The organism is Frigoribacterium sp. PhB160, assembly GCF_003751785.1.
In the GTDB taxonomy this organism is placed as follows: Bacteria; Actinomycetota; Actinomycetes; order Actinomycetales; family Microbacteriaceae; genus Frigoribacterium.
In genome coordinates, this window is record NZ_RKIE01000002.1 from 603,363 (window position 1) to 626,048 (window position 22,686).

The window sequence follows — 22,686 nt, forward strand, 5'->3', positions numbered from 1 at the left end:
GTCGGCGTGACGGACGCACCCATCGGAGTCTTCGACAGCGGCGTCGGCGGCCTCACCGTCTCGCGCGCGATCATCGACCAGCTGCCGCGCGAGTCGATCCTCTACGTCGGCGACACCGTCCACTCGCCCTACGGGCCCAAGCCGATCGCCGACGTCCGCGCCTACGCCCTCGCGGTCATGGACGACCTCGTCGCGCAGGGCGTGAAGCTGCTCGTCATCGCCTGCAACACCGCGTCGGCGGCCGTGCTCCGCGACGCCCGCGAGCGCTACACCGCGGCCCGCGGCATCCCCGTGGTCGAGGTCATCCAGCCCGCCGTGCGATCGGCCGTCGGCCAGACCCGCACGGGTCGAGTGGGCGTCATCGGCACCGAGGGCACCATCCGCTCGCGCGCCTACGAAGACGCCTTCGCCGCGGCCGCCGGGCTGACCCTCGTCACCCGCGCCTGCCCGCGCTTCGTCGAGTTCGTCGAGGCCGGCGACACGTCGAGCCCCGAGCTGCGGGCCGTCGCCGAGGAGTACCTCGCGCCCCTCCGCGCCGCCGAGGTCGACACCCTCGTGCTCGGCTGCACGCACTACCCGCTGATGTCGGCCGCGATCCAGTACGTGATGGGGCCGGAGGTGCGGCTCGTGTCGAGCGCGGAGGAGACCGCCGCCGACGTCTACCGCACCCTCGTCGACCACGACCTCGAGGCCCCCGCCGGCAGCGTCCCGCGCTACGAGTTCGAGGCGACCGGCGGCGACGAGGGCGGGTTCCTCCGGCTGGCGAAGCGGTTCCTCGGGCCCGAGGTCTCACGCGTCGGGCACCTCGAGACCGGGGCGATCGAGCTGCCGGGAGCGGGGCGCCGGTGATCCTGCGCGACGCCGGCCGCGCCTCCTCGTGCCCTTCGCCCGCGGGCACCGCCCGCCGCACCGCCACGACCACCGACCGCCGAGCCCCCCAGGAGGCACCATGAGCGACACCACCGACCCCACCGTCCGCGCCGACGGCCGCCGCGCCGACCAGCTGCGCCCCGTCACCATCGAGACGGGCTGGAGCACCCACGCCGAGGGCAGCGCGCTCGTCTCGTTCGGCGACACGAAGGTGCTCTGCACCGCCTCGTTCACGAACGGCGTGCCGCGCTGGCTCTCGGGCAAGGGCAAGGGCTGGGTCACGGCCGAGTACTCGATGCTGCCGCGGGCCACGAACTCGCGCAACGACCGCGAGAGCGTCAAGGGCAAGATCGGCGGGCGCACGCACGAGATCTCCCGCCTCATCGGCCGGAGCCTGCGCGCCGTCGTCGACACGAAGGCGCTCGGCGAGAACACCATCGTGCTCGACTGCGACGTCCTGCAGGCCGACGGCGGCACGCGCACGGCGGCCATCACGGGCGCGTACGTCGCCCTGGCCCAGGCGATCGAGTGGGGCCGCGACAAGAAGTTCATCGCGCAGAAGGCGACGCCCCTCACCGACAGCGTCTCGGCCGTCTCGGTCGGCATCATCGACGGCGAGCCGATGCTCGACCTGGCCTACGTCGAGGACGTCCGCGCCGAGACCGACATGAACGTCGTCATGACCGGGGCCGGCCTGTTCGTCGAGGTGCAGGGCACCGCCGAGGGCGCGCCCTTCGACCGCCGCGAGCTGGGCGCGCTGCTCGACCTCGCGGTGGCGGGCGGCGCCGACCTCACGGTGATCCAGCGGGAGGTGCTGGGCGCGTGACCCGGGTCGTCATCGCCACGCACAACCAGGGCAAGGTCGCCGAGCTGCGCCTGCTGCTCGCCGAGACCGCGCCGGGCGTCGAGCTCGTGGCCTACGACGGGCCCGAGCCGATCGAGGACGGCGAGACCTTCGCCGCGAACGCCCTCATCAAGGCCCGGGCGGCGGCCGCCCACACCGGGCTGCCGTCGCTCGCCGACGACAGCGGCATCTCGGCGCACGCCCTCGGCGGCCGACCGGGCATCCACTCGGCCCGCTACGCGGGCACCCGCGACGAGGACGACAACATCGACCTGCTGCTGACCGAGCTCTCCGGGGCCGCCGACCGCTCGGCGCACTTCTCCTGCGCCGCGGCGCTCGTCGTGCCGGCGTCCGCCGACGGCCGCGTCCCGGGCCGCGAGGTGGTCGAGCAGGGCGAGTGGCCGGGCGAGGTCCTGGAGGCGCGGGTCGGCACGGGCGGGCACGGGTACGACCCGGTGTTCCGGCCCGAGGGCGAGACCCGCAGCGCGGCGGAGCTCACGACGGGCGAGAAGAACGCGGTGAGCCACCGAGCGCGCGCCTTCCGCGCGATCGCGCCGCACGTGGCGGCGCTCGCCGACTGACCCGCGGGCGCGCCGTGGGGCCGCCGACGCCGGGAGGCGCGGGGCCCGGTCGGGCTGATCGCCCGCGGTGGCCGTCAGGCCTGGGTCGACGCCTGGTCGGGGCTCGGCTCGACGGCCGGCGTCACGGGCTCGTCGTCGGGGGTCGTTCCGTCGGCCTCGTGCTGCTTCGCCTCGTGCACCCCGTGGAAGTAGTGGATCGCGATCGGGATCACCGTCGCGAGCACCGCGCCCAGCAGGATGAGGTCGATGTACTCGCTGACGAAGTCGGCGATCGGCGGGATGTGCCCGATGCCGAAGCCGAGCATCGTGACGCCGAAGCCCCAGACGATCGCCCCGATGCCGTTGTAGAGCGAGTAGCGCCGGTAGCTCATGTGCCCGACGCCGGCCATGATCGGCGCGAAGGTGCGCACCACGGGCACGAACCGCGCGATGATCACCGCGAGCGGGCCGAACTTCTCGAAGAAGGCGTTCGTCCGCCTGACGTTGGCCTTGCTGAAGAGGCCGCTCTCGCGGCGCTCGAAGATGCGCGGGCCGACCTTGTGGCCGATGAGGTAGCCGAGCTCGCCGCCCGCGAAGGCCGCGATGCCGATGAAGATCGCGATGAGCCAGATCGGCAGGCCGAGGGCGCCGGGGTTCGTCGCGGCGAGGATGCCCGTGATGATGAGCAGGGTGTCGCCGGGGAAGAGGAAGCCGATCAGCAGGCCCGTCTCGGCGAACACGAGCAGGCAGACGCCGAGGACGGCCCAGGGGCCGAACGCCGACAGGAGGTATTCGGGATCCAGCCACGAGATGGTCGCCAGGGGCAGCATGGTTCTCTTTCTCGAGGTGCGGGTGGCCTCAGGCTACTCGCGCGCGGCCGCGCTGACGAACGAGCGTGCGCGACGCGGCCCGGCGTCGCGATCGGTGCGGGAGAAGGGACTTGAACCCTCACGCCCGAAGGCACAGGAACCTAAATCCTGCGTGTCTGCCGATTTCACCACTCCCGCGGGCTGGGACGAGTGTACCGAGGAGGCGCGGACCGACCCGTCAGCGCAGCTCCCGGGGCACGTGGGGCGAGTACCGCGGCACGTAGCGCAGCAGGATCGCGGCCCCGACGAGGCCGAGCAGCCCCATCACCCCGCTCGCCAGCGAGATCGACACGACGGCCGTGAGGCCGGAGATGAGCAGGGGAGCCGCCGCGCTGCCGGCGTCGCCCGTGAACCGCCAGGCGCCGAGGAACGGCGCCGGGTCGGCGCGGTCGGCGAGGTCGGCGCCGAGCGTCATGAGGATGCCGCTGCCGATCCCGTTCGCGAGCGACATGACCATCGCCACGGCGACGAACCAGCCCACGCGGGCGTCGAGGTCGTGGGTCAGCGAGAGCGCGAGGTACGAGACCGAGAGCCCGACCATGGACGGCACGGCGCTCCAGAGGCGCCCCCACCGGTCCATGATCTGGCCGCTCGTGTAGAACAGCGCGAAGTCGACGGCCCCCGCGACGCCGATGATGAGCGCCGTCTGCGGGGCGCTGACGCCGATGCTGACCGCCCACAGCGGGAGGATCACCTGTCGGCCGGCCCGCATCGCGCCGATGAGCGCCGCGCCGCTGCCGAGCTTGACGAGCACCGCGCGGTGGCGGGCGAGCGTGCGGAACAGGCCCTCCGCCTCCTTCGCGACCTTCTCCTCGCCGGGGGTGAGCACCTCGCCGGGCGGCACGGCCGCGGCCTCCGCCCGGCGCTCGCGGAGGACGGCCGTCGGGTCGCGCAGCACCAGCAGCACGCCGGCGGCGCCGAGGCAGCCGACGACGTGGATCCAGAACGCCGACTGCGTCGAGCCGGTGAGGTGGATGGCGCCGGCCGAGAGGAAGGGGCCGACGAAGTAGCCGAGCCGGAAGACGCCGCCGAGGCTCGACAGGGCGCGGGCCCGGATCTCGACCGGGACGAAGCTCGTCATGAAGGCGTGCCGAGCGAGGGCGAAGACCGCCGTCGAGAGGCCGACGAGCAGCACGCCGAGGGCCAGCACCCACTCGTCCGGCGCCCACACGCACGTCAGCAGCCCGACGATGCTGACGAGGGCCGCGCCGATCATGGCGGTGCGCTCGCCGATGCGCGAGACGAGCCAGCCGCTCGGGACGTCGCCGATGAGCTCGCCGACGAGGATGAGCGCAGCCACGAACGCGGCGAACGGCAGCGAGGCGCCGAGGTCGCTCGCGACCACGGGGATGATCGGGATGATCGCCCCCTCGCCGATGGCGAAGAGCGCCGCGGGCAGGAACGCCGAGAGGGCCACCGACCGGAGCCGGGGTGCGGGGGAGGGCTGCGACATGACGCCCGCCAGACTATGCCCGGCCTGCCTACACTTGTCGGATGAAGGTTCTCGCAGCGATGAGCGGCGGCGTCGACTCGGCGGTCGCCGCGGCCCGGGCCGTCGAGGCCGGCCACGACGTGGTCGGGGTGCACCTCGCCCTCAGCCGCATGCCCGGCACCCTCCGCACCGGCAGCCGCGGCTGCTGCACCATCGAGGACTCGATGGACGCCCAGCGGGCCGCCGACGTGATCGGCATCCCCTACTACGTGTGGGACTTCTCCGAGCGGTTCAAGCTCGACGTCGTCGACGACTTCGTCGCCGAGTACTCGGCCGGTCGCACCCCGAACCCCTGCATGCGCTGCAACGAGCGCATCAAGTTCGCGGCGCTGCTCGAGAAGGCGCTCGCCCTCGGGTTCGACGCCGTCTGCACGGGGCACTACGCGACCGTGCTCGACGACGGGCGGGGCGGGCACGAGCTGCACCGCGCCTCCGCGTGGGCGAAGGACCAGTCGTACGTGCTCGGCGTGCTGACCTCGGAGCAGCTGGCGCACTCGATGTTCCCGCTCGGCGCGACGCCCTCGAAGGCCGAGGTGCGCGCCGAGGCGGCCGCGCGCGGCCTCAGCGTCGCGGCGAAGCCCGACAGCCACGACATCTGCTTCATCCCCGACGGCGACACCCGCGGCTGGCTGGCCGAGCGGGTCGGCGCGGAGCCGGGCGCGATCCTCGACCGCTCGGGGCAGGCGATCGGCACGCACCAGGGCGCTCACGCCTTCACGGTCGGCCAGCGCAAGGGGCTCGCGATCGGCTTCCCCTCCGACGACGGCAAGCCGCGCTTCGTGCTCGAGGTGCGCCCGGTCGACAACACCGTGGTGGTGGGGCCGAAGGAGGCGCTCGACATCGCCGAGATCGCCGGCGGCTCGTTCACGTGGGCCGGCCGCGCGCCGGTCGACCCCGCCACGGCGTTCGGGTGCGACGTGCAGATCAGGGCCCACGCCGACCCGGTGCCCGCCGTCGCGCGGGTGTCGGTGGCGGAGGGTAGGACGGAACTCGTGATCACACCCAACGAGCCCCTCAGCGGCGTCGCCCCCGGGCAGACCGCCGTCGTCTACGTCGGCACCCGCGTGCTCGGCCAGTGCACCATCGACCGCACGGTCAGCGCCGTGCCCGTCCCGGCCTAGGCGACCGCCGTGAGCGACGCGGACGACGCCGCCGTCCCGGCCGAGCTGAGCGACGCCCGCGACGAGGCCGAGCGCCTCACCGCGCGCGTGCTCGAGCTGCGCGACGAGTACTACGAGGGCAACGCCTCGACCGTCAGCGACGCCGACTACGACGCGCTCGTTCGGCGCCTCGACGCGATCGAGCGCGAGCACCCCGAGCTGCAGAAGCCCGACAGCCCGACGCAGACCGTCGGCGGTCGGGCCGAGACGACGCAGTTCGCACCGGTCGAGCACGCCGAGCGCATGCTCAGCCTCGACAACGTGTTCAGCGACGACGAGCTCGCCGAGTGGGCCGCGAAGGTCGAGCGCGACGCCGGGGCCGAGCGCGTGCGCTGGCTCTGCGAGCTCAAGATCGACGGCCTCGCGATCAACCTCCGCTACGAGCAGGGCGTGCTCGTCACGGCCGCGACCCGCGGCGACGGCGTGGTCGGCGAGGACGTCACCGGCAACGTGCTCACGATGGGCACCATCCCCGAACGGCTGAGCGGCACGGGGCACCCGCCGATCGTCGAGGTGCGGGGCGAGATCTTCTTCCCGGTCGCCGAGTTCGACCAGCTGAACGCCCGGCAGCGCGAGGCCGGCGAGCGCGTCTTCGCGAACCCCCGCAACGCCGCCGCGGGGTCGCTGCGCCAGAAGGCCGAGGGCAAGAGCCCCGAGAAGCGCGCCCTGATGGACCAGCGCCTCCGCAGCCTCCGCATGCTCGTGCACGGCATCGGCGCGTGGCCGGTGCGCGAGCTCGAGCGCGACACCGAGGTCACCGCGCAGAGCGAGGTCTACGAGCTGCTCGCGTCGTGGGGGCTGCCGACCTCGAGCCACTACCGCGTGCACGACGAGGTCGCCGACGTCGTCGCGTTCATCCACGACTACGGCGTCCGTCGCTCGTCGGTCGAGCACCAGATCGACGGCATCGTCGTCAAGGTCGACGACCTGGGCCTCCACGAAGAGCTGGGCTCGACGAGCCGCGCCCCGCGCTGGGCGACGGCCTTCAAGTACCCGCCGGAGGAGGTCAACACGACGCTGCTCGACATCGTCGTCAGCGTCGGCCGCACCGGCCGGGCGACGCCCTTCGCCGTCATGGAGAAGGTCGAGGTCGCCGGCAGCGAGGTGCGTCAGGCGACCCTGCACAACCAGCAGGTGGTGAAGGCCAAGGGCGTGCTGATCGGCGACACCGTCGTGCTGCGCAAGGCGGGCGACGTGATCCCCGAGGTGCTCGGGCCGGTCGTCGAGCTCCGCGACGGCACCGAGCGCGAGTTCGTCATGCCGACCGAGTGCCCGGAGTGCGGCACGACCCTCGCCCCGGCGAAGGAGGGCGACATCGACCTCCGCTGCCCGAACGCCGAGAGCTGCCCGGCGCAGGTCCGCGGTCGTGTCGAGCACATCGCCTCGCGCGGGTCCCTCGACGTCGAGGGCCTCGGCGAGGTGGCGGCGGCGGCGCTCACGCAGCCCGTCGAGCCCGCCACTCCGCCGCTCCGCACCGAGGCGGGGCTCTTCGACCTGACGATGACCGACGTCTTCCCGGTCCGGGTCGTCGTGCGCGACTCCGAGACCGGCCTGGAGAAGCTCGACGAGAGCGGGGCGCCCAAGCTCGTCACGCCGTTCCGTCGTCGACGCTCGAAGGCCGACGGGCCGTTCGACCCCGAGGCCGCCGAGTTCGCCGGCGACGAGGTCAGCGTGCCGTCGAAGACGGCCCGCGAGATGCTCGCGAACCTCGACGCCGCGAAGACGAGCCCGCTCTGGCGCATCCTCGTGGGCCTGAGCATCCGGCACGTCGGGCCGGTCGCCGCCCGGGCGCTCGCGAACCACTTCGGCTCGCTCGACGCGATGCGGTCCGCGTCGCGCGACGACCTCGCCGCGGTCGACGGGGTGGGCGGCATCATCGCCGACGCCCTCCTCGCCTGGTTCGAGGTGCCGTGGCACGTCGAGATCATCGACCGGTGGACGGCCGCCGGCGTGCAGTTCACGACGCCCGGCCACCCCGGCCCCGGCGCGGCGGCCGAGGCCGGCGGGCCGCTGGCCGGCATCACGGTCGTCGCGACGGGCAGCCTCGAGGGCTTCAGCCGTGAGGGCGCCCAGGAGGCGATCATCGCGGCGGGCGGCAAGGCCGGCAACAGCGTCAGCAAGAAGACCCACTTCGTCGCGGCGGGCCCGGGCGCCGGCTCGAAGCTCACCAAGGCGGAACAGCTCGGGGTACGGATCATCGACGCCGACCAGTTCCGTGTCCTCCTTAAGGAGGGCCCGCAAGCGTTCGACGACCCCAGTTCGGGGGGCGACGAGGTCGAGGAGGACTGAATCCCCTGGCCCTGCGAGGGGGGCCGCTCCTAGGATGTGAGGACGCATCGACACTGGCTGTAGGGAGCTGGGGTACAGGTGCGTATCGAGGGGGAAAGACCCGACGTGCTGTTCCTCGTTGCAGCCATCCTTTCTGCGTCGATCCATCTCGCAGGGGTGGTCGAAGTCCCTGGCGTGCCTCCGGCCGCCTCGGCGGCCTCCCCGGGCGCCTCCGGGCTCGCCGTCCTGCCGCAGCCGAGGGCGGACGTGACGCTCGCCGCCCTCGTCACGAGGTCGGACGACGCAGCCCCGTCCGAGGTGGTCGTGACCCCCGCAGCCCCGGCCGAGGCGGCCGAGACCGAGCCGCTCGCGGCGTGCGCGGCGATCGCCGGGCGGCCGACGGAGCCGTCGCCGGGCGACGACGCGACCGACCCGACGGCGCAGGCGTGCCTCGACGGGCTGGCCAGCGCCTCCTCGTCGGAGGTGTCGCGCTGGGCCGCCTCGTTCGACGCCGACGGCGACACGGCGTCGACGGTCGTCGCGGCGCTCACCCGCGGCGTCGACGCCCCGCGCACGGCCGCCTGGTGGGCCGGCCTCGACGGCTCGCGGCAGCTCTCGCTGACCGGCGACCTGCCGGGCGTCGTCGGCGAGCTCGAGGGCGTGCCCTACGACGTGCGCGACCAGGCGAACCGGCTCTTCCTCGCCGCGGCGACGAGCGAGCTCCGCGCCCGGCTCGACTCCGGCCTGGCGCAGGACGGCGACGCCGCCCGGCTGCGCATGCTGCAGCAGGTGCAGCTGGCCCTCCGCGACCACGAGGCCGGCGACGCCGACCGGCAGCTGGTCGTGCTCGACACCGTGATGCCCGGCCGGGCCGCCGTCGCGATCGGACACCTCGACACCGCCGACGACGTCAGCGTGCTCGTGCCCGGCATGTTCTTCACCGTCGGCGGCCAGCTCGTCGACTGGTCGACGACCGCAGGCGAGCTGTGGGACGAGCAGCGCTCGTGGTCGTACCTGCTCGGCCGCCCGGACGCGCAGCTCGACACGACCGCCGTGGTGGCCTGGATGGGCTACCGCACGCCCGACCTCACCAACGTCTACGACCTCGGCCTCGCGACCGCGGGGGCCGAGCGCCTCGAGGACGCGATCTCCGGGCTCGACGCCGCCCGTGCCTCCGACCCCGCCCGGGTCACCGTGATCGCCCACTCGTACGGCTCGACGACGGCCACGCTCGCCCTGTCGTCGGGCCGCGTCTCGGTCGACTCGCTGGCGCTGCTCGGCTCGCCCGGCAGCGTCGTGCCGACGGTCGGGCAGCTCGCCGTGACGGACGGCGACGTCTACGCCGCGGCCGGCAGCTTCGACCCCGTGGCGGGCAGCGGCTACTTCGGGGCCGACCCCGCGACCGGCGGCTTCGGCGCCGTGATCCTGCACACCGGGGGAGGCGCGGACGCCGTCACGGGACGCGCCCTCGGAGCAGCGCTCGGCCACAACGACTACCTCCGCCCCGGCACCGAGTCGCTGCGCAGCCTCGCCCTCGTGGGCCTGGGCCGCGGCGACCTCGTCGACGGGCGGGCGCCGAGCCCCGACGACCCGACGCCCACGGCGCCCGACATCTCGCTCGTGCGGCCGCAGGACGTGCTGCTGCGCGACTGACCGGCCGCCGGGCCCGGCACCGCCCCGTAGAATCGTGCGGTGCCGCCGACCGCGGCACCCCGACGACCCCCGTGACGGAGCAGCATGTCTGAAATCACGCGCGAGCAGGTCGAGCACCTCGCCGGTCTCGCCCGCATCGCCCTCACCCCCGACGAGATCGACACGATGACCCGCGAGCTGGGCCAGATCGTCGACAACGTCGCCAAGGTGCGAGAGGTGGCGACCGACGACGTCCCCGCGACGAGCCACCCCATCCCGCTCGAGAACGTGTTCCGCGCCGACGTCGTGGGCGAGACGCTCACGGTCGAGCAGGCGCTCTCGGGGGCCCCCGACCACGACGGCTCGCGCTTCCGCGTGACCGCGATCCTGGGAGAAGAACAGTAGAGATGACCGACGCCTCCTCCCTGGTCCGCCTCAGCGCGGCCGACCTGTCCGCGAAGCTCACCGCCGGCGACGTCTCCGCCGTCGAGGTCGCCCAGGCGCACCTCGACCGCATCGCCGCCGTCGACGGCGACGTGCACGCCTTCCTCCACGTCAGCGACGCCGCCCTCACGACGGCGGCGGACGTCGACCGTCGCCGCGCCGCGGGCGAGTCGATGGGCGCGCTCGCCGGCGTGCCGATCGCCGTCAAGGACGTCCTCTGCACGATCGACATGCCGTCGACCTCGGGCAGCAAGATCCTCGAGGGCTGGGTGCCCCCGTACGACGCGACCGTGGTGCGCAAGATCCGCGCCGCCGACCTCGTCCCCCTCGGCAAGACGAACATGGACGAGTTCGCCATGGGCTCGTCGACCGAGTTCTCGGCCTACGGACCGACGCACAACCCGTGGTCGCTCGACCGCATCCCCGGCGGCTCGGGCGGCGGCTCGGCCGCGGCCGTCGCCGCCTTCGAGGCCCCCCTGGCGCTCGGCAGCGACACCGGTGGCTCCATCCGCCAGCCCGGCGCCGTCACCGGCACGGTCGGCGTGAAGCCGACCTACGGCTCGGTCAGCCGCTACGGCGCCATCGCGCTCGCGAGCTCGCTCGACCAGGTCGGACCGGTCAGCCGCACCGTGCTCGACTCCGCGCTGCTGCACGACGTCATCAAGGGGCACGACCCCCGCGACTCGACCTCGCTGCGCGACGAGTGGCCCTCGTTCGCCGACGCCGCCCGCGCCGGCCTCGCCGGCGACGCCCTCCGCGGCGTGCGGATCGGCGTGGTGAAGGAGCTGAACGGCGACGGCTTCCAGACGGGCGTCAAGACCCGGTTCGCCGAGGCCCTCGCGCTGATGGCCGGCGCCGGCGCCGAGATCGTCGAGGTCTCGGCCCCGAGCTTCGAGCACGCGATCAGCGCGTACTACCTCATCCTGCCGGCGGAGGCGTCGTCCAACCTCGCGAAGTTCGACTCGGTGCGCTTCGGCCTCCGCGTCGTGCCCGAGGGACGCGGCACCGTCGAGGACGTCATGGCCGCGACCCGTGAGGCCGGCTTCGGCCCCGAGGTCAAGCGCCGGATCATCCTCGGCACGTACGCCCTCAGCGCCGGCTACTACGACGCCTACTACGGCAGCGCGCAGAAGGTGCGGACGCTCGTGCAGCGCGACTTCGCCGCCGCGTTCGACCAGGTCGACGTGCTCGTCTCGCCGTCGGCGCCCACCACGGCGTTCCCGCTCGGCGAGAAGCTCGACGACCCGCTGTCGATGTACCTCAACGACATCACGACGATCCCCGCGAACCTGGCCGGCGTGCCCGGCATCACGGTGCCGATGGGCCTCGCGGAGGAGGACGGCCTGCCGACGGGGCTCCAGTTCATGGCCCCCGCCCGCGAGGACGCCCGCCTGTACACCTACGGCGCCGCGCTCGAGCAGCTGCTCGAGCAGGGCTGGGGCCGCACGCTCATCTCGCGTGCCCCCGACCTCAGCGCCACCGAGCAGAACGCCGCCACCGAGGGAGTCATCTGATGGCCAAGGCAGACCTGATGGACTACGACGAGGCCCTGCAGAAGTACGAGGTCGTCCTCGGCTTCGAGGTGCACGTCGAGCTCGCGACGAAGACCAAGATGTTCTCCGACGCCCCGAACTTCTTCGGCGGTGCCCCGAACACCAACGTCACCCCGGTCGACCTCGGCCTGCCGGGCTCGCTGCCCGTCGTCAACGAGCAGGCCGTCCGCTACTCGATCAGCCTCGGTCTCGCGCTCGGCTGCTCGATCGCGGAGAGCTCGCGCTTCGCGCGGAAGAACTACTTCTACCCCGACAACCCCAAGAACTACCAGGTCAGCCAATTCGACGAGCCGATCGCCTTCGAGGGCGAGGTCGAGGTCGAACTGCCCGACGGCACCGTCTTCCACGTGCCGATCGAGCGCGCCCACATGGAGGAGGACGCCGGCAAGCTGACGCACGTCGGCGGCTCGACCGGTCGCATCCAGGGCGCCGAGTACTCGCTCGTCGACTACAACCGTGCGGGCATCCCGCTCGTCGAGATCGTCACGAAGCCGATCATCGGCGCCGGTGCCCTCGGGCCCGAGCTCGGGGCCGCGTACGTGTCGACGATCCGCGACATCGTGCGCGCGCTCGGCGTCAGCGAGGCGCGCATGGAGCGCGGCAACCTCCGCTGCGACGCCAACGTGTCGCTGCGCCCGCACGGCCAGGAGGCGCTCGGCACGCGGACCGAGACGAAGAACGTCAACTCGTTCCGCTCGGTCGAGCGCGCGGTGCGCCACGAGATCCAGCGGCAGGCCGCGATCCTCGCCGCGGGCGGGACGATCACGCAGGAGACCCGCCACTGGCACGAAGACACCGGCCGCACCTCGGCGGGCCGCCCGAAGAGCGACGCCGACGACTACCGCTACTTCCCCGAGCCCGACCTGCTGCCCGTCGTGCCGCCGCGCTCGCTCGTCGAGGAGCTGCGCCTCGCGCTGCCGGAGGCGCCCGTCGCGATGCGCCGCCGGCTCAAGGCCGACTGGGGCTTCGCCGACCAGGAGTTCCAGGACGTCGTCAACTCCGGCCTCCTGCAGGAGCTCGTCGACACCGTCGCGGCCGGGGCGTCGCCGCAGGCCGCCCGCAAGTGGTGGACCGGCGAGATCGCCCGCCTCGCCAACGCCGCGGGCGTCGAGGCCTCGACGCTCGTGTCGCCCCGCCACGTCAGCGAGATCGTCGCGCTCGTCGAGAGCGGCGACCTGACCGACCGCCTCGCCCGCCAGGTGCTCGAGGGCGTCGTCGCCGGCGAGGGCTCGCCCGCCGAGGTCGTGGCCTCGCGGGGCCTCGCCGTCGTCTCGGACGACGGGGCGCTCATCGCCGCCATCGACGAGGCGCTCGCCGGCCAGCCCGACGTGCTCGCGAAGATCCGCGACGGCAAGGTGCAGGCCGCCGGCGCCGTCATCGGCGCCGTCATGAAGGCCATGAAGGGCCAGGCCGACGCCGCTCGCGTGCGTGAGCTGGTGCTCGAGAGGGCCCAGGCCTGACGCCCGCGGCGCGCCCGCGGAGGGGCGGCCGGTCGTGGTGACCGTGCCGCCTCTCCTGCGTGCCGCCGCGCCCGTCGGCCTCGCCCTCGCGGGCGTGGCCGTCACCCTGGCCGTCTCGTCGCGGGCGCTGCCCGAACGGGTGACGATGGTGCACCTCCAGGACGGGGGAGGCACGGCCTTCGCCGCCAGCCGGGACGACCTCCTCCTGGTGGGCGGCCTCGTCGTCGTCCTGGTCGTGCTCGCCTACCTGGTCTCCGCCGCCGCCCTCGCCTGGACCCCGGTCCGCCACCTGCTCGTGCCGCACCCCGAGTTCTGGAAGCAGACGGGGCACCGGCGCGAGCTGCGCCTCCGGCTGGCCCGGTGGCTCGCCGTCGGCGTGGCCGTCGCGCTGTGGTCGCTCGCGGCGCTCTACGTGCTGACGATGCTCGCCCAGGGCGACGGGCCGCTCTCGGCGTGGTGGATCCCGGCGGCGCTGTCCGGCGTCGTCGTGCTCGTGCAGCTCGTCGGGCTGGCGTGGGTCGTGGCGGCGGGCTTCCGGCCCGAGACCGCTCGGCCCGCGTCGAGCCGACCCGCCGCCGATCGGGCCGCGACGCCGGGCCGGGCACGGGCCGACGCGGCGGGACCGCCTGCCCGCACCCCGGCGACCCGCACGCCGCCGGCCCGGACGCCGCCGGCCCGGACCGCGCCCGGCGCGGCTGCCCCGCGCAGCGGCACGGCCGGCGCTGGCTCGGCCCGCACCGGCACCGGCACGGGAACGGCCCGGTCGGGCACGGCCCGTCCCGGTGCCGCGCGCACCGGCACCGCCCGCCCCGGGGCCGCCGACCCGACCGACGAGAAGAAGGGGCCGCCCCGCCCCTACCAGCCCCGACCCCGCCAGGGAGGTGGACCCCGTGGATGACGACCGCTACGGACGAGACGTGCTCAGCGGCGACTGGAAGCGCTCGGCGCGCCCGGTCGCCACGCCCACCGACGCGGTGCGCGACCTCGTCGTCGAGGAGGCGGCGAGCGGCTTCACCGGCGCGGTGGTCCGCGTCGAGGCCGGCACCGTCGAGCTGGAGGACTGGAAGGGGCGCGTCCGCGCCTTCCCGCTGACCGGCTCGTTCCTCATCGACGGGGCACCCGTGGCGCTGCGCGTCCCGAAGGCCGCTCCGCAGGGCCGAGCCCGCACGGCGTCGGGCTCGTTCGCCGTGGACGGCGCCCGAGCCCGCGTCGCCCGTCAGAGCCGCGTCTTCGTCGAGGGGCGCCACGACGCCGAGCTCGTCGAGAAGGTCTGGGGCGCCGACCTGCGCGTCGAGGGCGTCGTCGTCGAGTACCTCGAGGGCGTCGACCACCTCGCCGAGGTGCTGGACGAGTTCCGGCCGACGGCCGACCGGCGGGTCGGGGTGCTGGTCGACCACCTCGTCGCGGGCTCGAAGGAGAGCCGCATCGCCGACGCCGTCGCCCGGGGACCGCACGGCCGTCACGTGCTCGTCGTCGGCCACCCGTTCGTCGACGTCTGGCAGGCCGTCAAGCCCGCCCGCCTCGGGATGGCGGCCTGGCCGGTCGTGCCCCGGTCGGTCGAGTGGAAGCACGGCGTCTGCGAGGCCCTCGGCTGGCCCCACGACGACCAGGCCGACATCGCGGCGGCGTGGCAGCGCATCCTCGGCCGCGTGCGGGCCTACGGCGACCTGGAGCCGGCCCTGCTGGGCCGTGTCGAGCAGCTGATCGACTTCGTCACCGTCGACCAGGGCTGACGACCGGCCCCGCTCGGAGGGCGCGCCGGCGGCGCGCGCGCCGGGGCCGTCAGGGCCGCCGGGGCCCGGTGCCCGCGAATCGCCCCGGGCCAGCGGGCCCGCACGGCCGCGGAGCCCTAGATTCATCATCATGGCCGATCAGATCGAGGGGCAGGTGCGCGGCGCCGTCGACGCCTGGCTGCGCTGGCTGCCCCGCTGGCAGGTCGGCACGGCCCGGGGCCGCACCCGCGTCTGCCGCACCTGCTTCGGCTCGCCCGTCGCGGCCGCCGCCGGCTTCGACGCCGACGTCCCGCACGCCGTGCAGCACGCGTTGCTCAACCGGCTCCGGCACCTCGTCGACGCCGAGGTCGACGCCTACACGACCCGCAACCTGCCGCTGGTCACCCGCGAGCTCCGCCGGGCCGCCGAGGCGGAGGCCTCCGGCTACCGGCCCGACGAGGGCCTCGCGCTCGAGTTCGACGGCCTCGACGTCGACCCCGAGCCCGACCCCGGCCAGCCCTTCCTCTTCACGCTCGCGGGCCTCGCCGCGGAGGACGCCCCGTCCGCCCGGGCGGGCGCCGCCGCCGCCGAGCCCGAGTTCTCGGAGGAGGCCAAGGCGGCCCTCCGGCGCGAGGTCGCCCTCGCCGACGAGCACGCCCAGTCGGTCGGCACCGCCCTCTGCTTCGCCCTGGTCGAGCACCGCGAGCGCATCCACGACGCCGTGGCGCGCCTGGTCGAGCCCCAGGTCGACGAGCTCATCGCCGAGCTGTCCCGCACGCTCGAGCCGCCGAGCTGACCCGGAGGACCCATGACCGCTCCCACCGCCCGCCGCGCCCCGGCCCGGGCCTTCGTGATCGACCTCGCCCTCGTCGTCGCCTTCGTGCTCATCGGCCGCCGCAGCCACGCCGAGGGAGTCGACCCGGCGGGCCTCGCGACCACCCTCTGGCCGTTCGCGGTCGGCCTCGTCGTGGGCTGGCTCAGCGTGCTCGGCGTGCGGTGGCCCCTGCCGGCGATCCGCTCGGGCGGCGTCGTCGTGGTGTCGACCGTGGTGCTCGGCATGCTGCTCCGGGTCGTCTCCGGGCAGGGCGTCCAGCCGAGCTTCGTCGTCGTCACGGTCGTGGTGCTCGCGGTGTTCCTCGTCGGGTGGCGCGCCCTGGCGACGCTCCTGCGACGTCGGGGACGCGGCGCCCGGGCCTGACGGCCGGCCGGGGCGGGGGAGCAGGACGCCCCGCGCCTCCTACGCCCGGCGCTTGGCCGAGTTGTCGAGGCTCGGCTCGTCGGTGAGCACGAGGCCCGACGAGCTGTTCGACGACGCGGTCAGCTCGCCGAGCCACTCGCGGTTGACCGAGGGCACCCGCCCGCCGGAGTACTTGAAGTAGAGCGGGATGCCGGGGTCGAGCCAGATGCTGCTGCGTCCGTCGCCGACCTTCCTCGCGTCGCGCCACGAGAAGAAGAACGACTCCCGGCGTCGCAGCTTCGTCGCGATCACGATCTGCAGGTGCTCGAGCACGCGGTCGTCGAACTCGACCTCGATTCCGGCGGAGCCGTAGATCAGGGAACCCATGAGGGCCAACCTATCGCCCGGGGGCCCGCACCAGGTGTCGGGGATCGTCCCCGACGCGCATCGTGGACAGGGGCCGACCGGAGGGGGGGCGGCCCGCGCGAGGAGGTCGCCTCCGAGGGCGGTCGCCCAGGCAGCGATGGCATGCTCGTCGGTGCCGATCCGAGCACGCCTCAGCGCGACCCGAACCGACCCAGGGACCCATGACCTCCACCGCCGCCCTCTCGTCCTCCCTCCTCGCCTCCGCCCCCGCGGCGGCCTCGTCCGGGTCGTCCTCCGTCGCCGAGCTCGACGGCCTCGTCGGCGTCGCGGCCCGGGTCATCGACGCGCTCGGCGAGTGGGGCGTCGGCCTGCTGACGTTCGTCGAGACGGTCTTCCCGCCGATCCCGAGCGAGATCGTGCTGCCGCTCGCCGGCTTCCTCGCCGGGTCGGGCGACATGAACCTGGTGCTGCTCATCGTGCTGAGCACCCTCGGCGCCTACGTCGGCGCCCTGGTGCTCTACGGCCTCGGCGCCCGCATCGGCCTCGAACGCAGCATCGCCCTGCTGTCGAAGCTGCCGCTCGTCGACCGGGAGGACTTCGAGAAGGCCGCCGCCTGGTTCCGACGGCACGGACGCTCGGCGGTCTTCTTCGGCCGCCTCGTGCCGGGCGTCCGCAGCCTCATCTCGCTGCCGGCCGGGGCCGAGCGCATGCCGCTCGCGAGCTTCAGCCTCTTCACGGTCGTCGGCAGCGGGCTCTGGAACGGCCTGCTCATCTCCCTCGGCGCCGCCCTCGGCACGCAGTACGAGCTGATCGACCGCTACGCGAAGTACCTCGACTACGTCGTCTACGCGGCCTTCGCCGGCGTCGTCGCCTGGCTCGTCGTCCGGGCCCTCCGCCGCCGCCGGTCGTCGAAGCGCGCGCGGGGCTGATCCGCACCCGCCGTCCAGGCAGCGGGGCCCGTCCGTCCGTACGGTCGAGTGACCACCGTCGGACCCGCCGACGACCCGAGACGGAACGAGGACGACATGGGCTTCATCGACAGGCTCCTGGGACGAGACGACGACCAGGCCGCACGGTCCGGCGGGGGCACGGGTCCGGCCGCCGGCGGCGGGCAGTCCCACACCGACGACGAGATCGCCGTCGAGCGCTACCGCTACCTGCTGCGCACGGCCCCGCCCGAGACCATCGAGCAGGTGCACGCCGAGGCTTTCGGCAAGCTCACCCCCGAGCAGCGCCGCCTGGTGTTCGACGACCTCAGCGCGCGGTCGCCCGAGGGCGAGAGGCCGCGAGGCGACGACGCGGGGTCGCTCGCGCAGGCCGCCACCCGCTCCGAGCTGCGCCAGCCGGGCACGCTGGAGCAGACCCTGGGAGGCGCGGGCCGGCAGGGCACGCCCGGCCAGGCCCAGCCCGGTCGCCCCGGCCCCGGCCTGGGCTCGATCATCGGCGGCTCGCTGCTCGGCACCGTCGCCGGCTACGTCGTGGGCTCGGCGCTCGTCGGCGCCTTCCTGCCCGACGCGGGCGGCGACGGAGGAGCCGACGCGGGCGGCGACGGCGGAGACCAGGGTGCCGACGGCGGCGACGCCAGCGCCGACGGCGGGGACACCGGTGGGGACTTCGGCGGCGGCGACACCGGTGGCGACTTCGGTGGCGGCTTCGGCGGCGCCTTCGGCGGGGGCGACCTCGGCGGCGGCGACCTGGGCGGCTTCGACATCTGACCGCGGGGTCGCCACGGCGACTACCGTCCACCGGGACGGGAGGCGCGCGGCCAGGCCGCGCACACCGCGCCTCCTCGTCCCCTCGTCATCCCGTCCCGGGCGCCTCGCCCCGGCGGCCCGGAGCCCCTCGATCAGCACTGGAGAACCATGAAGAGCATCGTCCCCACCGTCGCCGTCGTCACCGGGGGGTCGGCCGGCCTCGGCCGCGCGACCGTCCGCGAGCTCGCCGCCCGCGGCTGGGACGTCGCCGTCCTCGCCCGCGGACAGGACGGCCTCGACGGCGCCGTCGCGGACGTGCGCGCGGCCGGGCGGCGCGCCCTCGGGATCCCCACCGACGTGGCCGACCGCGCCCAGGTCGAGGCCGCCGCCGCGCGCGTCGAGGAGGAGCTCGGCGAGATCGACCTCTGGGTCAACGACGCCATGGTCGGGGTGTTCGGCGAGTTCCTCGAGACCGACCCCGACGACTTCGAGCGGGCCACGGCCGTCAACTACCTCGGCTTCGTCAACGGGACCCGCGCGGCCCTGTCGCGCATGGTGCCGCGCGACCGCGGCCACGTCGTGCAGGTCGGCTCGGCGCTCGCGCACCGCGGCATCCCGCTGCAGGCGTCGTACTGCGGAGCGAAGCACGCCGTGCAGGGCTTCACCGAGTCGGTGACCACCGAGCTCATCCACAACGGGAGCGCCGTGACGATCTCGACGGTCGACATGCCGGCGCTCAACACGATCCAGTTCAACTGGGTGCGATCTCGCCTGCCCGAGCACCCCCAGCCGGTGCCGCCCATCTTCCAGCCCGAGGTGGGCGCCCGCGCGATCGCCGACGTGGCCGAGAAGCCGCGGCGACGCTCGTGGATCGGCGAGCCGACCGTCATGACGGTGCTCGGCAACCGCTTCGTCGCGAACTGGCTCGACGGCTACCTGGCGAAGTCGGGCTACTCCGGCCAGCAGGCGCCCGACAAGGACGAGCCGATGCTCGCCGACAACCTCTACGACCCGACCGCCGGTGACCACGGCGCGCGCGGCATCTTCGGCGACCGCTCGCGGTCGACGAGCCCGCAGGTCTGGTACACCCGCAACCGCGGGCTGAGCTACGCGATCGCGGCGGCGGGGGCCGTGGGCGCCGGCGCGGCGGTCGTCGGGTCGCTCGTCGGGCGGCGCGCGGGCCGATGAGCCCCGCGTTCGACGCCGTCGTCGTCGGGGCGGGCCCGAACGGCCTCTCGGCCGCGGTGGTGCTCGCCCGCGCGGGCCTCCGCGTGCAGCTGCTGGAGCGGGCCGACACGCTGGGCGGCGGCACGCGCACGGCCGAGCTGACGCTGCCGGGCTTCCGGCACGACATCTGCTCGGCGGTGCACCCGATGGCGATGGCCTCGGGCTTCTTCCGCCGGTGGGGCCTCGAGCAGCGGGTCGAGATGCTCGTGCCCGAGGTCTCGTACGCGCATCCGCTCGACGGCGGCCGGGCGGGCGTCGCCTGGCGCGACCTCGAGCGCACCGCGGAGGGCCTCGGCAGCGACGGTCCGACCTGGCGCCGGATGTTCTCGCGGCTCGTCGACCTCGAGGACGAGATCTCGCAGTTCACGCTGTCGCCGTTGCTCCAGGTGCCGCGCCACGTCGACACGGTCGTCGAGCTCGGCCTGCGGATCCTGGCCCAGGGCGGGCCCTGGTGGGACGCCGGCCTCCGCCGCGAGGAGTCGCGCGCCCTGCTCGCCGGCGTGATGGCCCACGCCATCCGGCCGATGCCGAGCCTGTCGGCCGCCGCCGCGGGCATGGCCCTCGCGGTGCACGGCCACGGCTCGGGCTGGGCCGTCCCGCGCGGCGGCAGCCAGTCGATCGCCGACGCGCTCGCGGCCGACTTCCTCGCCCACGGCGGGGTCGTCGAGACCGGCGTCGACGTGACGCGGCTCGGCCAGCTGGACGCGCGGGTGAGGCTCCTCGACGTGACGCCCCGCCAGCTCGTCGCGATCGCCGGCGACGAGATGCCGGCCGGCTACCGTCGGCGGCTGGAGCGGTTCCGGTACGGGGGAGGCGCCTCCAAGGTGGACTTCGCCCTCAGCGGGCCGGTGCCCTGGGAGGCCGCCGACCTGCGGCTCTCGCCGACGGTGCACCTCGGCGGCGACCGCGCCGCCATCGCCCTCGCCGAGCGCGACGTCGCCCGCGGCCGCCACCCCGACCAGCCCTTCGTGCTCGCGGTCCAGCCGGGCGTCGTCGACGACACGCGCGCGCCGGCCGGGCAGCACGTGCTCTGGACCTACGCGCACGTGCCGAACGGCAGCACCCGCGACATGACCGAGGAGATCACGGCGCAGATCGAGCGCTTCGCCCCCGGCTTCCGGGACCTCGTGCTCGCGTCGAGCTCGCACAGCGCGACCGAGCTCGAGGCCCACGACCCGAACTACGTCGGCGGCGACATCGCCTCCGGGGCCCCGACGATGCGTCAGCTCGTCGCCCGGCCCGTCGTCTCGACCGACCCGTGGCGGACGCCGGTGCCCGGCACCTACCTGGCGTCGTCGTCGGTCCCGCCGGGGCCGTCGGTGCACGGCATGGGCGGGGCGTACGCGGCCCGGAGCGCCCTCCGTCACGAGTTCGGCATCGAGCGCCTGCCGTCGCTCGGTCCCGACGCCACGACGACGCCGGGTCCCGCCGCGCCGGCCCGCACGGGGAGGAGCTCCCGATGAGCCGCGACACCCGTTTCGTCGAGGCGTCGCCCCACGACGTCTTCGAGGTGCTCTCGGACGGCTGGCTCTTCCCCAGCTGGGTGGTCGGCGCCTCCCGCATCCGCGACGTCGGCAGCACGTGGCCGGACGTCGGCGCCCGCATCCACCACTCGTTCGGCTCGTGGCCGTTCGTCGTCGACGACACGACGACGGTGCTCGAGTGGGAGGCGCCGTCGCGCGCCGTCTTCCTCGCGCGCGGCTGGCCTCTCGGCGAGGCCCGCGTCACGCTCGAGGTGCGCGACCGTCGAGGCGGCTGCGTCGTGCGCATGACCGAGGACGCCGTCAGCGGGCCGGGCGCGCTCGTACCGCGGCCCCTGATGGACGTGCCGCTGCACGTGCGCAACCGCGAGGCGCTCCGACGGCTGGCGTGGCTGGCCGAGGGGCGGACGCGGCAGCGGGTCTCGCCGAGCTGAGCCGCGCCTCAGATCGCGGCGAGCACCTCGCCGGGTCCCGGTGCGCGGAGGGACCGGAGGGCGCGGCCGTGCAGCGGGGCGGTCTGCCAGCGCGCCGTGACGGTGCCCGCGGCGGGGTCGACGACGAGGTGCAGCCGGTGCGGCGTCTCGACGAAGGCGACGTCGACGCGGAGGCGGTCGCCGTCACGGGCCGCGCTCGTGGCGAGCGGGCCGGTGACGACCCACTCCCGGCCCCCGAGCGCGGCCTCGAGGCGGTCGTCACCGTCGACGAGCACGAGGCCGTCGGCGGTCAGCTCGACGCTCGTGAGGCTCGGCTGGTCGCTGCCCGCGGCCGTCGCGAAGGTGCCCGTGAGGGGACTCGGGGCCGCGCCGACCGCGGTCGTGCGCCGCGCCCCGGCGACGGGGGCCTCGACCCCCGGCAGGCGCAGCCCCGCCAGGCGCTCGGCGAGGCGGGCGTCGGCCTCGGTGGTGCCGGGGCCGTCGAAGGCCGGCAGCAGGTGCTCCCACGCGAGGTCGAGGACGACCTGCATCTCGACGGTCTGGCCGGTGTAGGCCACGACCACCCCGTGCTCGGGGAGCACGACGCAGAACTGGCCGTAGGCGCCGTCGCCGCGGAACCCGTGGCGGGCCATCCAGAACTGGAAGCCGTAGCCCTGCGCCCAGTCGGACCCGGGGTCGTCGCCGTTCGCGACGTGCTCGCGCGTCGCCTCGTCGACCCAGGCCGCCGACAGCAGCTGCCGGCCCTGCCAGAGCCCGCGCTGGAGGTACAGCAGGCCGAGCTTGGCGATCGCGTCGGTGGTCGAGTGCAGCCCGCTGAAGCCGAGCTCGCGGCCCGAGGGGTCGCGCTGCCAGGCGAAGGCGTCGACGCCGAGCGGCTCGAGGAGGCGCGGCGTGAGGAAGTCGACGAGCGACGTCCCCGAGACCCGCCGCACGATCTCGGCGAGCGTGTAGGTGCAGGGCTGGTTGTACGCGAACACCGAGCCGGGCTCGGCGTCGGGCGGGGTGAGGAGGAACCCGCGGACGAGGTCGTCGGGATCGGCGGCGAGCGCCCGGTCGAGCGTCTCGTCGCGGTGCCCGCTCGCCATGGCGAGGAGGTCGCGGACGCGCATCCGCCGGCTGCGCTCGTCGGCGACGTCGGCGTCGAGCTCGGGCACGTGCGACAGGACGGTGTCGTCGAGGCCGAGCAGGCCCTCGTCGACGGCGAGGCCGACGGCCGTCGCCGTGAAGCTCTTGCTGAGCGAGTAGAGCAGGTGCGGGCGCTCGGGGGAGTAGGGCGCCCACCAGCCCTGGGCGAGCACGGCGCCGCTGCGCAGCACCATGAGCCCGTGCGGCTCGACGTCGGGTCGCGCCTCGAGGGCGTCGACGAAGGCGAGCACGCCCGCGGCGTCCACTCCCTCGTCGGAGGGGGCACGGGTCGGGAGCGCGTCGTGGGTCACGGCACGA

General features: G+C 74.6%; 22 protein-coding genes and 1 tRNA gene. 18 read left to right on the plus strand and 5 right to left on the minus strand.

The annotated features are described in order from the left end of the window. Positions 1-6: 6 nt before the first annotated feature. From murI to EDF38_RS11810, 3 genes are all read left to right on the plus strand, one after another. Entirely contained in the window at positions 7-849 is an 843-nt protein-coding gene (murI, locus tag EDF38_RS11800) for a glutamate racemase (protein ID WP_123355580.1), read from the plus strand. 100 nt (positions 850-949) lie between these two features. Further along, complete coding sequence (gene rph, locus EDF38_RS11805; RefSeq protein WP_123355581.1) at positions 950-1,696, plus strand: ribonuclease PH; 747 nt, start codon at positions 950-952, stop codon at positions 1,694-1,696. Further along, entirely contained in the window at positions 1,693-2,295 is a 603-nt protein-coding gene (locus EDF38_RS11810) for a non-canonical purine NTP pyrophosphatase (RefSeq protein ID WP_123355582.1), read from the plus strand. The genes rph and EDF38_RS11810 overlap by 4 nt, the downstream gene beginning before the upstream one ends. A 74-nt stretch (positions 2,296-2,369) precedes the next feature. Here the strand turns inward: EDF38_RS11810 and EDF38_RS11815 are convergent, their stop codons facing one another. The 3 genes from EDF38_RS11815 to EDF38_RS11825 form a co-directional block, all read right to left on the minus strand. Further along, the gene (locus EDF38_RS11815; RefSeq protein ID WP_123355583.1) at positions 2,370-3,104 is read right to left on the minus strand and encodes a DedA family protein; all 735 of its coding nucleotides are present in this window, start codon (positions 3,102-3,104) and stop codon (positions 2,370-2,372) included. 95 nt (positions 3,105-3,199) lie between these two features. After that, a tRNA-Leu gene (locus tag EDF38_RS11820) sits at positions 3,200-3,281 on the minus strand. Between the two features lie 40 nt (positions 3,282-3,321). Further along, positions 3,322-4,596 (minus strand): MFS transporter, encoded by a 1,275-nt coding sequence (locus EDF38_RS11825; RefSeq protein ID WP_233572410.1) that lies wholly within the window; start codon positions 4,594-4,596, stop codon positions 3,322-3,324. A gap of 41 nt (positions 4,597-4,637) precedes the next feature. On the opposite strand from EDF38_RS11825, the gene mnmA reads away from it, so the two are divergent. The 10 genes from mnmA (at position 4,638) to EDF38_RS11875 (ending at position 16,062) form a co-directional block, all read left to right on the plus strand. Next, positions 4,638-5,756 (plus strand): tRNA 2-thiouridine(34) synthase MnmA, encoded by a 1,119-nt coding sequence (gene mnmA, locus EDF38_RS11830; protein WP_123355585.1) that lies wholly within the window; start codon positions 4,638-4,640, stop codon positions 5,754-5,756. 9 nt (positions 5,757-5,765) lie between these two features. After that, on the plus strand, positions 5,766-8,084 hold the full coding sequence (ligA, locus tag EDF38_RS11835) for an NAD-dependent DNA ligase LigA (RefSeq protein ID WP_123355586.1): 2,319 nt from the start codon (positions 5,766-5,768) through the stop codon (positions 8,082-8,084). Between the two features lie 156 nt (positions 8,085-8,240). Then, positions 8,241-9,716 (plus strand): alpha/beta hydrolase, encoded by a 1,476-nt coding sequence (locus EDF38_RS11840; RefSeq protein WP_148061491.1) that lies wholly within the window; start codon positions 8,241-8,243, stop codon positions 9,714-9,716. 84 nt (positions 9,717-9,800) lie between these two features. Then, on the plus strand, positions 9,801-10,100 hold the full coding sequence (gatC, locus tag EDF38_RS11845; protein WP_123355588.1) for an Asp-tRNA(Asn)/Glu-tRNA(Gln) amidotransferase subunit GatC: 300 nt from the start codon (positions 9,801-9,803) through the stop codon (positions 10,098-10,100). Positions 10,101-10,102: 2 nt separating this feature from the next. Further along, entirely contained in the window at positions 10,103-11,653 is a 1,551-nt protein-coding gene (gatA, locus tag EDF38_RS11850; protein WP_123355589.1) for an Asp-tRNA(Asn)/Glu-tRNA(Gln) amidotransferase subunit GatA, read from the plus strand. Further along, the gene (gatB, locus tag EDF38_RS11855; RefSeq protein WP_123355590.1) at positions 11,653-13,152 is read left to right on the plus strand and encodes an Asp-tRNA(Asn)/Glu-tRNA(Gln) amidotransferase subunit GatB; all 1,500 of its coding nucleotides are present in this window, start codon (positions 11,653-11,655) and stop codon (positions 13,150-13,152) included. Before gatA ends, gatB begins: the two co-directional genes overlap by 1 nt. A 37-nt stretch (positions 13,153-13,189) precedes the next feature. After that, positions 13,190-14,050 (plus strand): hypothetical protein, encoded by an 861-nt coding sequence (locus EDF38_RS11860; protein WP_148061492.1) that lies wholly within the window; start codon positions 13,190-13,192, stop codon positions 14,048-14,050. Next, entirely contained in the window at positions 14,043-14,885 is an 843-nt protein-coding gene (locus EDF38_RS11865; protein WP_123356032.1) for a DUF3097 domain-containing protein, read from the plus strand. The genes EDF38_RS11860 and EDF38_RS11865 overlap by 8 nt, the downstream gene beginning before the upstream one ends. A 130-nt stretch (positions 14,886-15,015) precedes the next feature. After that, positions 15,016-15,660: a spermidine/putrescine ABC transporter substrate-binding protein gene (locus tag EDF38_RS11870; RefSeq protein ID WP_123355592.1), complete on the plus strand. Its 645-nt coding sequence runs from the start codon at positions 15,016-15,018 to the stop codon at positions 15,658-15,660. Positions 15,661-15,672: 12 nt separating this feature from the next. Then, entirely contained in the window at positions 15,673-16,062 is a 390-nt protein-coding gene (locus EDF38_RS11875) for a DUF3054 domain-containing protein (protein WP_123355593.1), read from the plus strand. 39 nt (positions 16,063-16,101) lie between these two features. Here the strand turns inward: EDF38_RS11875 and EDF38_RS11880 are convergent, their stop codons facing one another. Then, complete coding sequence (locus EDF38_RS11880; protein ID WP_123356034.1) at positions 16,102-16,428, minus strand: ATP-dependent DNA ligase; 327 nt, start codon at positions 16,426-16,428, stop codon at positions 16,102-16,104. Between the two features lie 200 nt (positions 16,429-16,628). Here EDF38_RS11880 and EDF38_RS11885 point away from each other — a divergent pair, with 200 nt between their 5' ends. The 5 genes from EDF38_RS11885 (at position 16,629) to EDF38_RS11905 (ending at position 21,243) form a co-directional block, all read left to right on the plus strand. Beyond that, positions 16,629-17,336 (plus strand): DedA family protein, encoded by a 708-nt coding sequence (locus EDF38_RS11885; RefSeq protein WP_123355594.1) that lies wholly within the window; start codon positions 16,629-16,631, stop codon positions 17,334-17,336. A 96-nt stretch (positions 17,337-17,432) separates the two neighbouring features. Next, positions 17,433-18,122, plus strand: a complete 690-nt coding sequence (locus tag EDF38_RS11890; protein WP_123356036.1) for a hypothetical protein — start codon at positions 17,433-17,435, stop codon at positions 18,120-18,122. Positions 18,123-18,269: 147 nt separating this feature from the next. Next, positions 18,270-19,289 (plus strand): SDR family oxidoreductase, encoded by a 1,020-nt coding sequence (locus EDF38_RS11895; RefSeq protein ID WP_233572411.1) that lies wholly within the window; start codon positions 18,270-18,272, stop codon positions 19,287-19,289. Then, a complete protein-coding gene (locus tag EDF38_RS11900) occupies positions 19,286-20,791 on the plus strand; it encodes an NAD(P)/FAD-dependent oxidoreductase (protein WP_123355595.1) in 1,506 nt (501 codons plus the stop codon). The genes EDF38_RS11895 and EDF38_RS11900 overlap by 4 nt, the downstream gene beginning before the upstream one ends. Next, entirely contained in the window at positions 20,788-21,243 is a 456-nt protein-coding gene (locus EDF38_RS11905; protein WP_123355596.1) for an SRPBCC family protein, read from the plus strand. Before EDF38_RS11900 ends, EDF38_RS11905 begins: the two co-directional genes overlap by 4 nt. Positions 21,244-21,251: 8 nt before the next feature. On the opposite strand, the gene EDF38_RS11910 is transcribed toward EDF38_RS11905, so the two are convergent. Beyond that, complete coding sequence (locus EDF38_RS11910; RefSeq protein WP_123355597.1) at positions 21,252-22,679, minus strand: serine hydrolase; 1,428 nt, start codon at positions 22,677-22,679, stop codon at positions 21,252-21,254. Between the last annotated feature and the right edge of the window lie 7 nt (positions 22,680-22,686).

Bases quoted from the DNA above. Each gene is read 5' to 3' on its own strand.
- rph (WP_123355581.1), top strand. From the start codon at position 950: ATGAGCGACACCACCGACCCCACCGTCCGCGCCGACGGCCGCCGCGCC.
- EDF38_RS11815 (WP_123355583.1), bottom strand. From the start codon at position 3,104: ATGCTGCCCCTGGCGACCATCTCGTGGCTGGATCCCGAATACCTCCTG.
- EDF38_RS11825 (WP_233572410.1), bottom strand. From the start codon at position 4,596: ATGTCGCAGCCCTCCCCCGCACCCCGGCTCCGGTCGGTGGCCCTCTCG.
- mnmA (WP_123355585.1), top strand. From the start codon at position 4,638: ATGAAGGTTCTCGCAGCGATGAGCGGCGGCGTCGACTCGGCGGTCGCC.
- gatC (WP_123355588.1), top strand. From the start codon at position 9,801: ATGTCTGAAATCACGCGCGAGCAGGTCGAGCACCTCGCCGGTCTCGCC.
- gatA (WP_123355589.1), top strand. From the start codon at position 10,103: ATGACCGACGCCTCCTCCCTGGTCCGCCTCAGCGCGGCCGACCTGTCC.
- gatB (WP_123355590.1), top strand. From the start codon at position 11,653: ATGGCCAAGGCAGACCTGATGGACTACGACGAGGCCCTGCAGAAGTAC.
- EDF38_RS11870 (WP_123355592.1), top strand. From the start codon at position 15,016: ATGGCCGATCAGATCGAGGGGCAGGTGCGCGGCGCCGTCGACGCCTGG.
- EDF38_RS11875 (WP_123355593.1), top strand. From the start codon at position 15,673: ATGACCGCTCCCACCGCCCGCCGCGCCCCGGCCCGGGCCTTCGTGATC.
- EDF38_RS11880 (WP_123356034.1), bottom strand. From the start codon at position 16,428: ATGGGTTCCCTGATCTACGGCTCCGCCGGAATCGAGGTCGAGTTCGAC.
- EDF38_RS11885 (WP_123355594.1), top strand. From the start codon at position 16,629: ATGACCTCCACCGCCGCCCTCTCGTCCTCCCTCCTCGCCTCCGCCCCC.
- EDF38_RS11890 (WP_123356036.1), top strand. From the start codon at position 17,433: ATGGGCTTCATCGACAGGCTCCTGGGACGAGACGACGACCAGGCCGCA.
- EDF38_RS11895 (WP_233572411.1), top strand. From the start codon at position 18,270: ATGAAGAGCATCGTCCCCACCGTCGCCGTCGTCACCGGGGGGTCGGCC.
- EDF38_RS11900 (WP_123355595.1), top strand. From the start codon at position 19,286: ATGAGCCCCGCGTTCGACGCCGTCGTCGTCGGGGCGGGCCCGAACGGC.
- EDF38_RS11905 (WP_123355596.1), top strand. From the start codon at position 20,788: ATGAGCCGCGACACCCGTTTCGTCGAGGCGTCGCCCCACGACGTCTTC.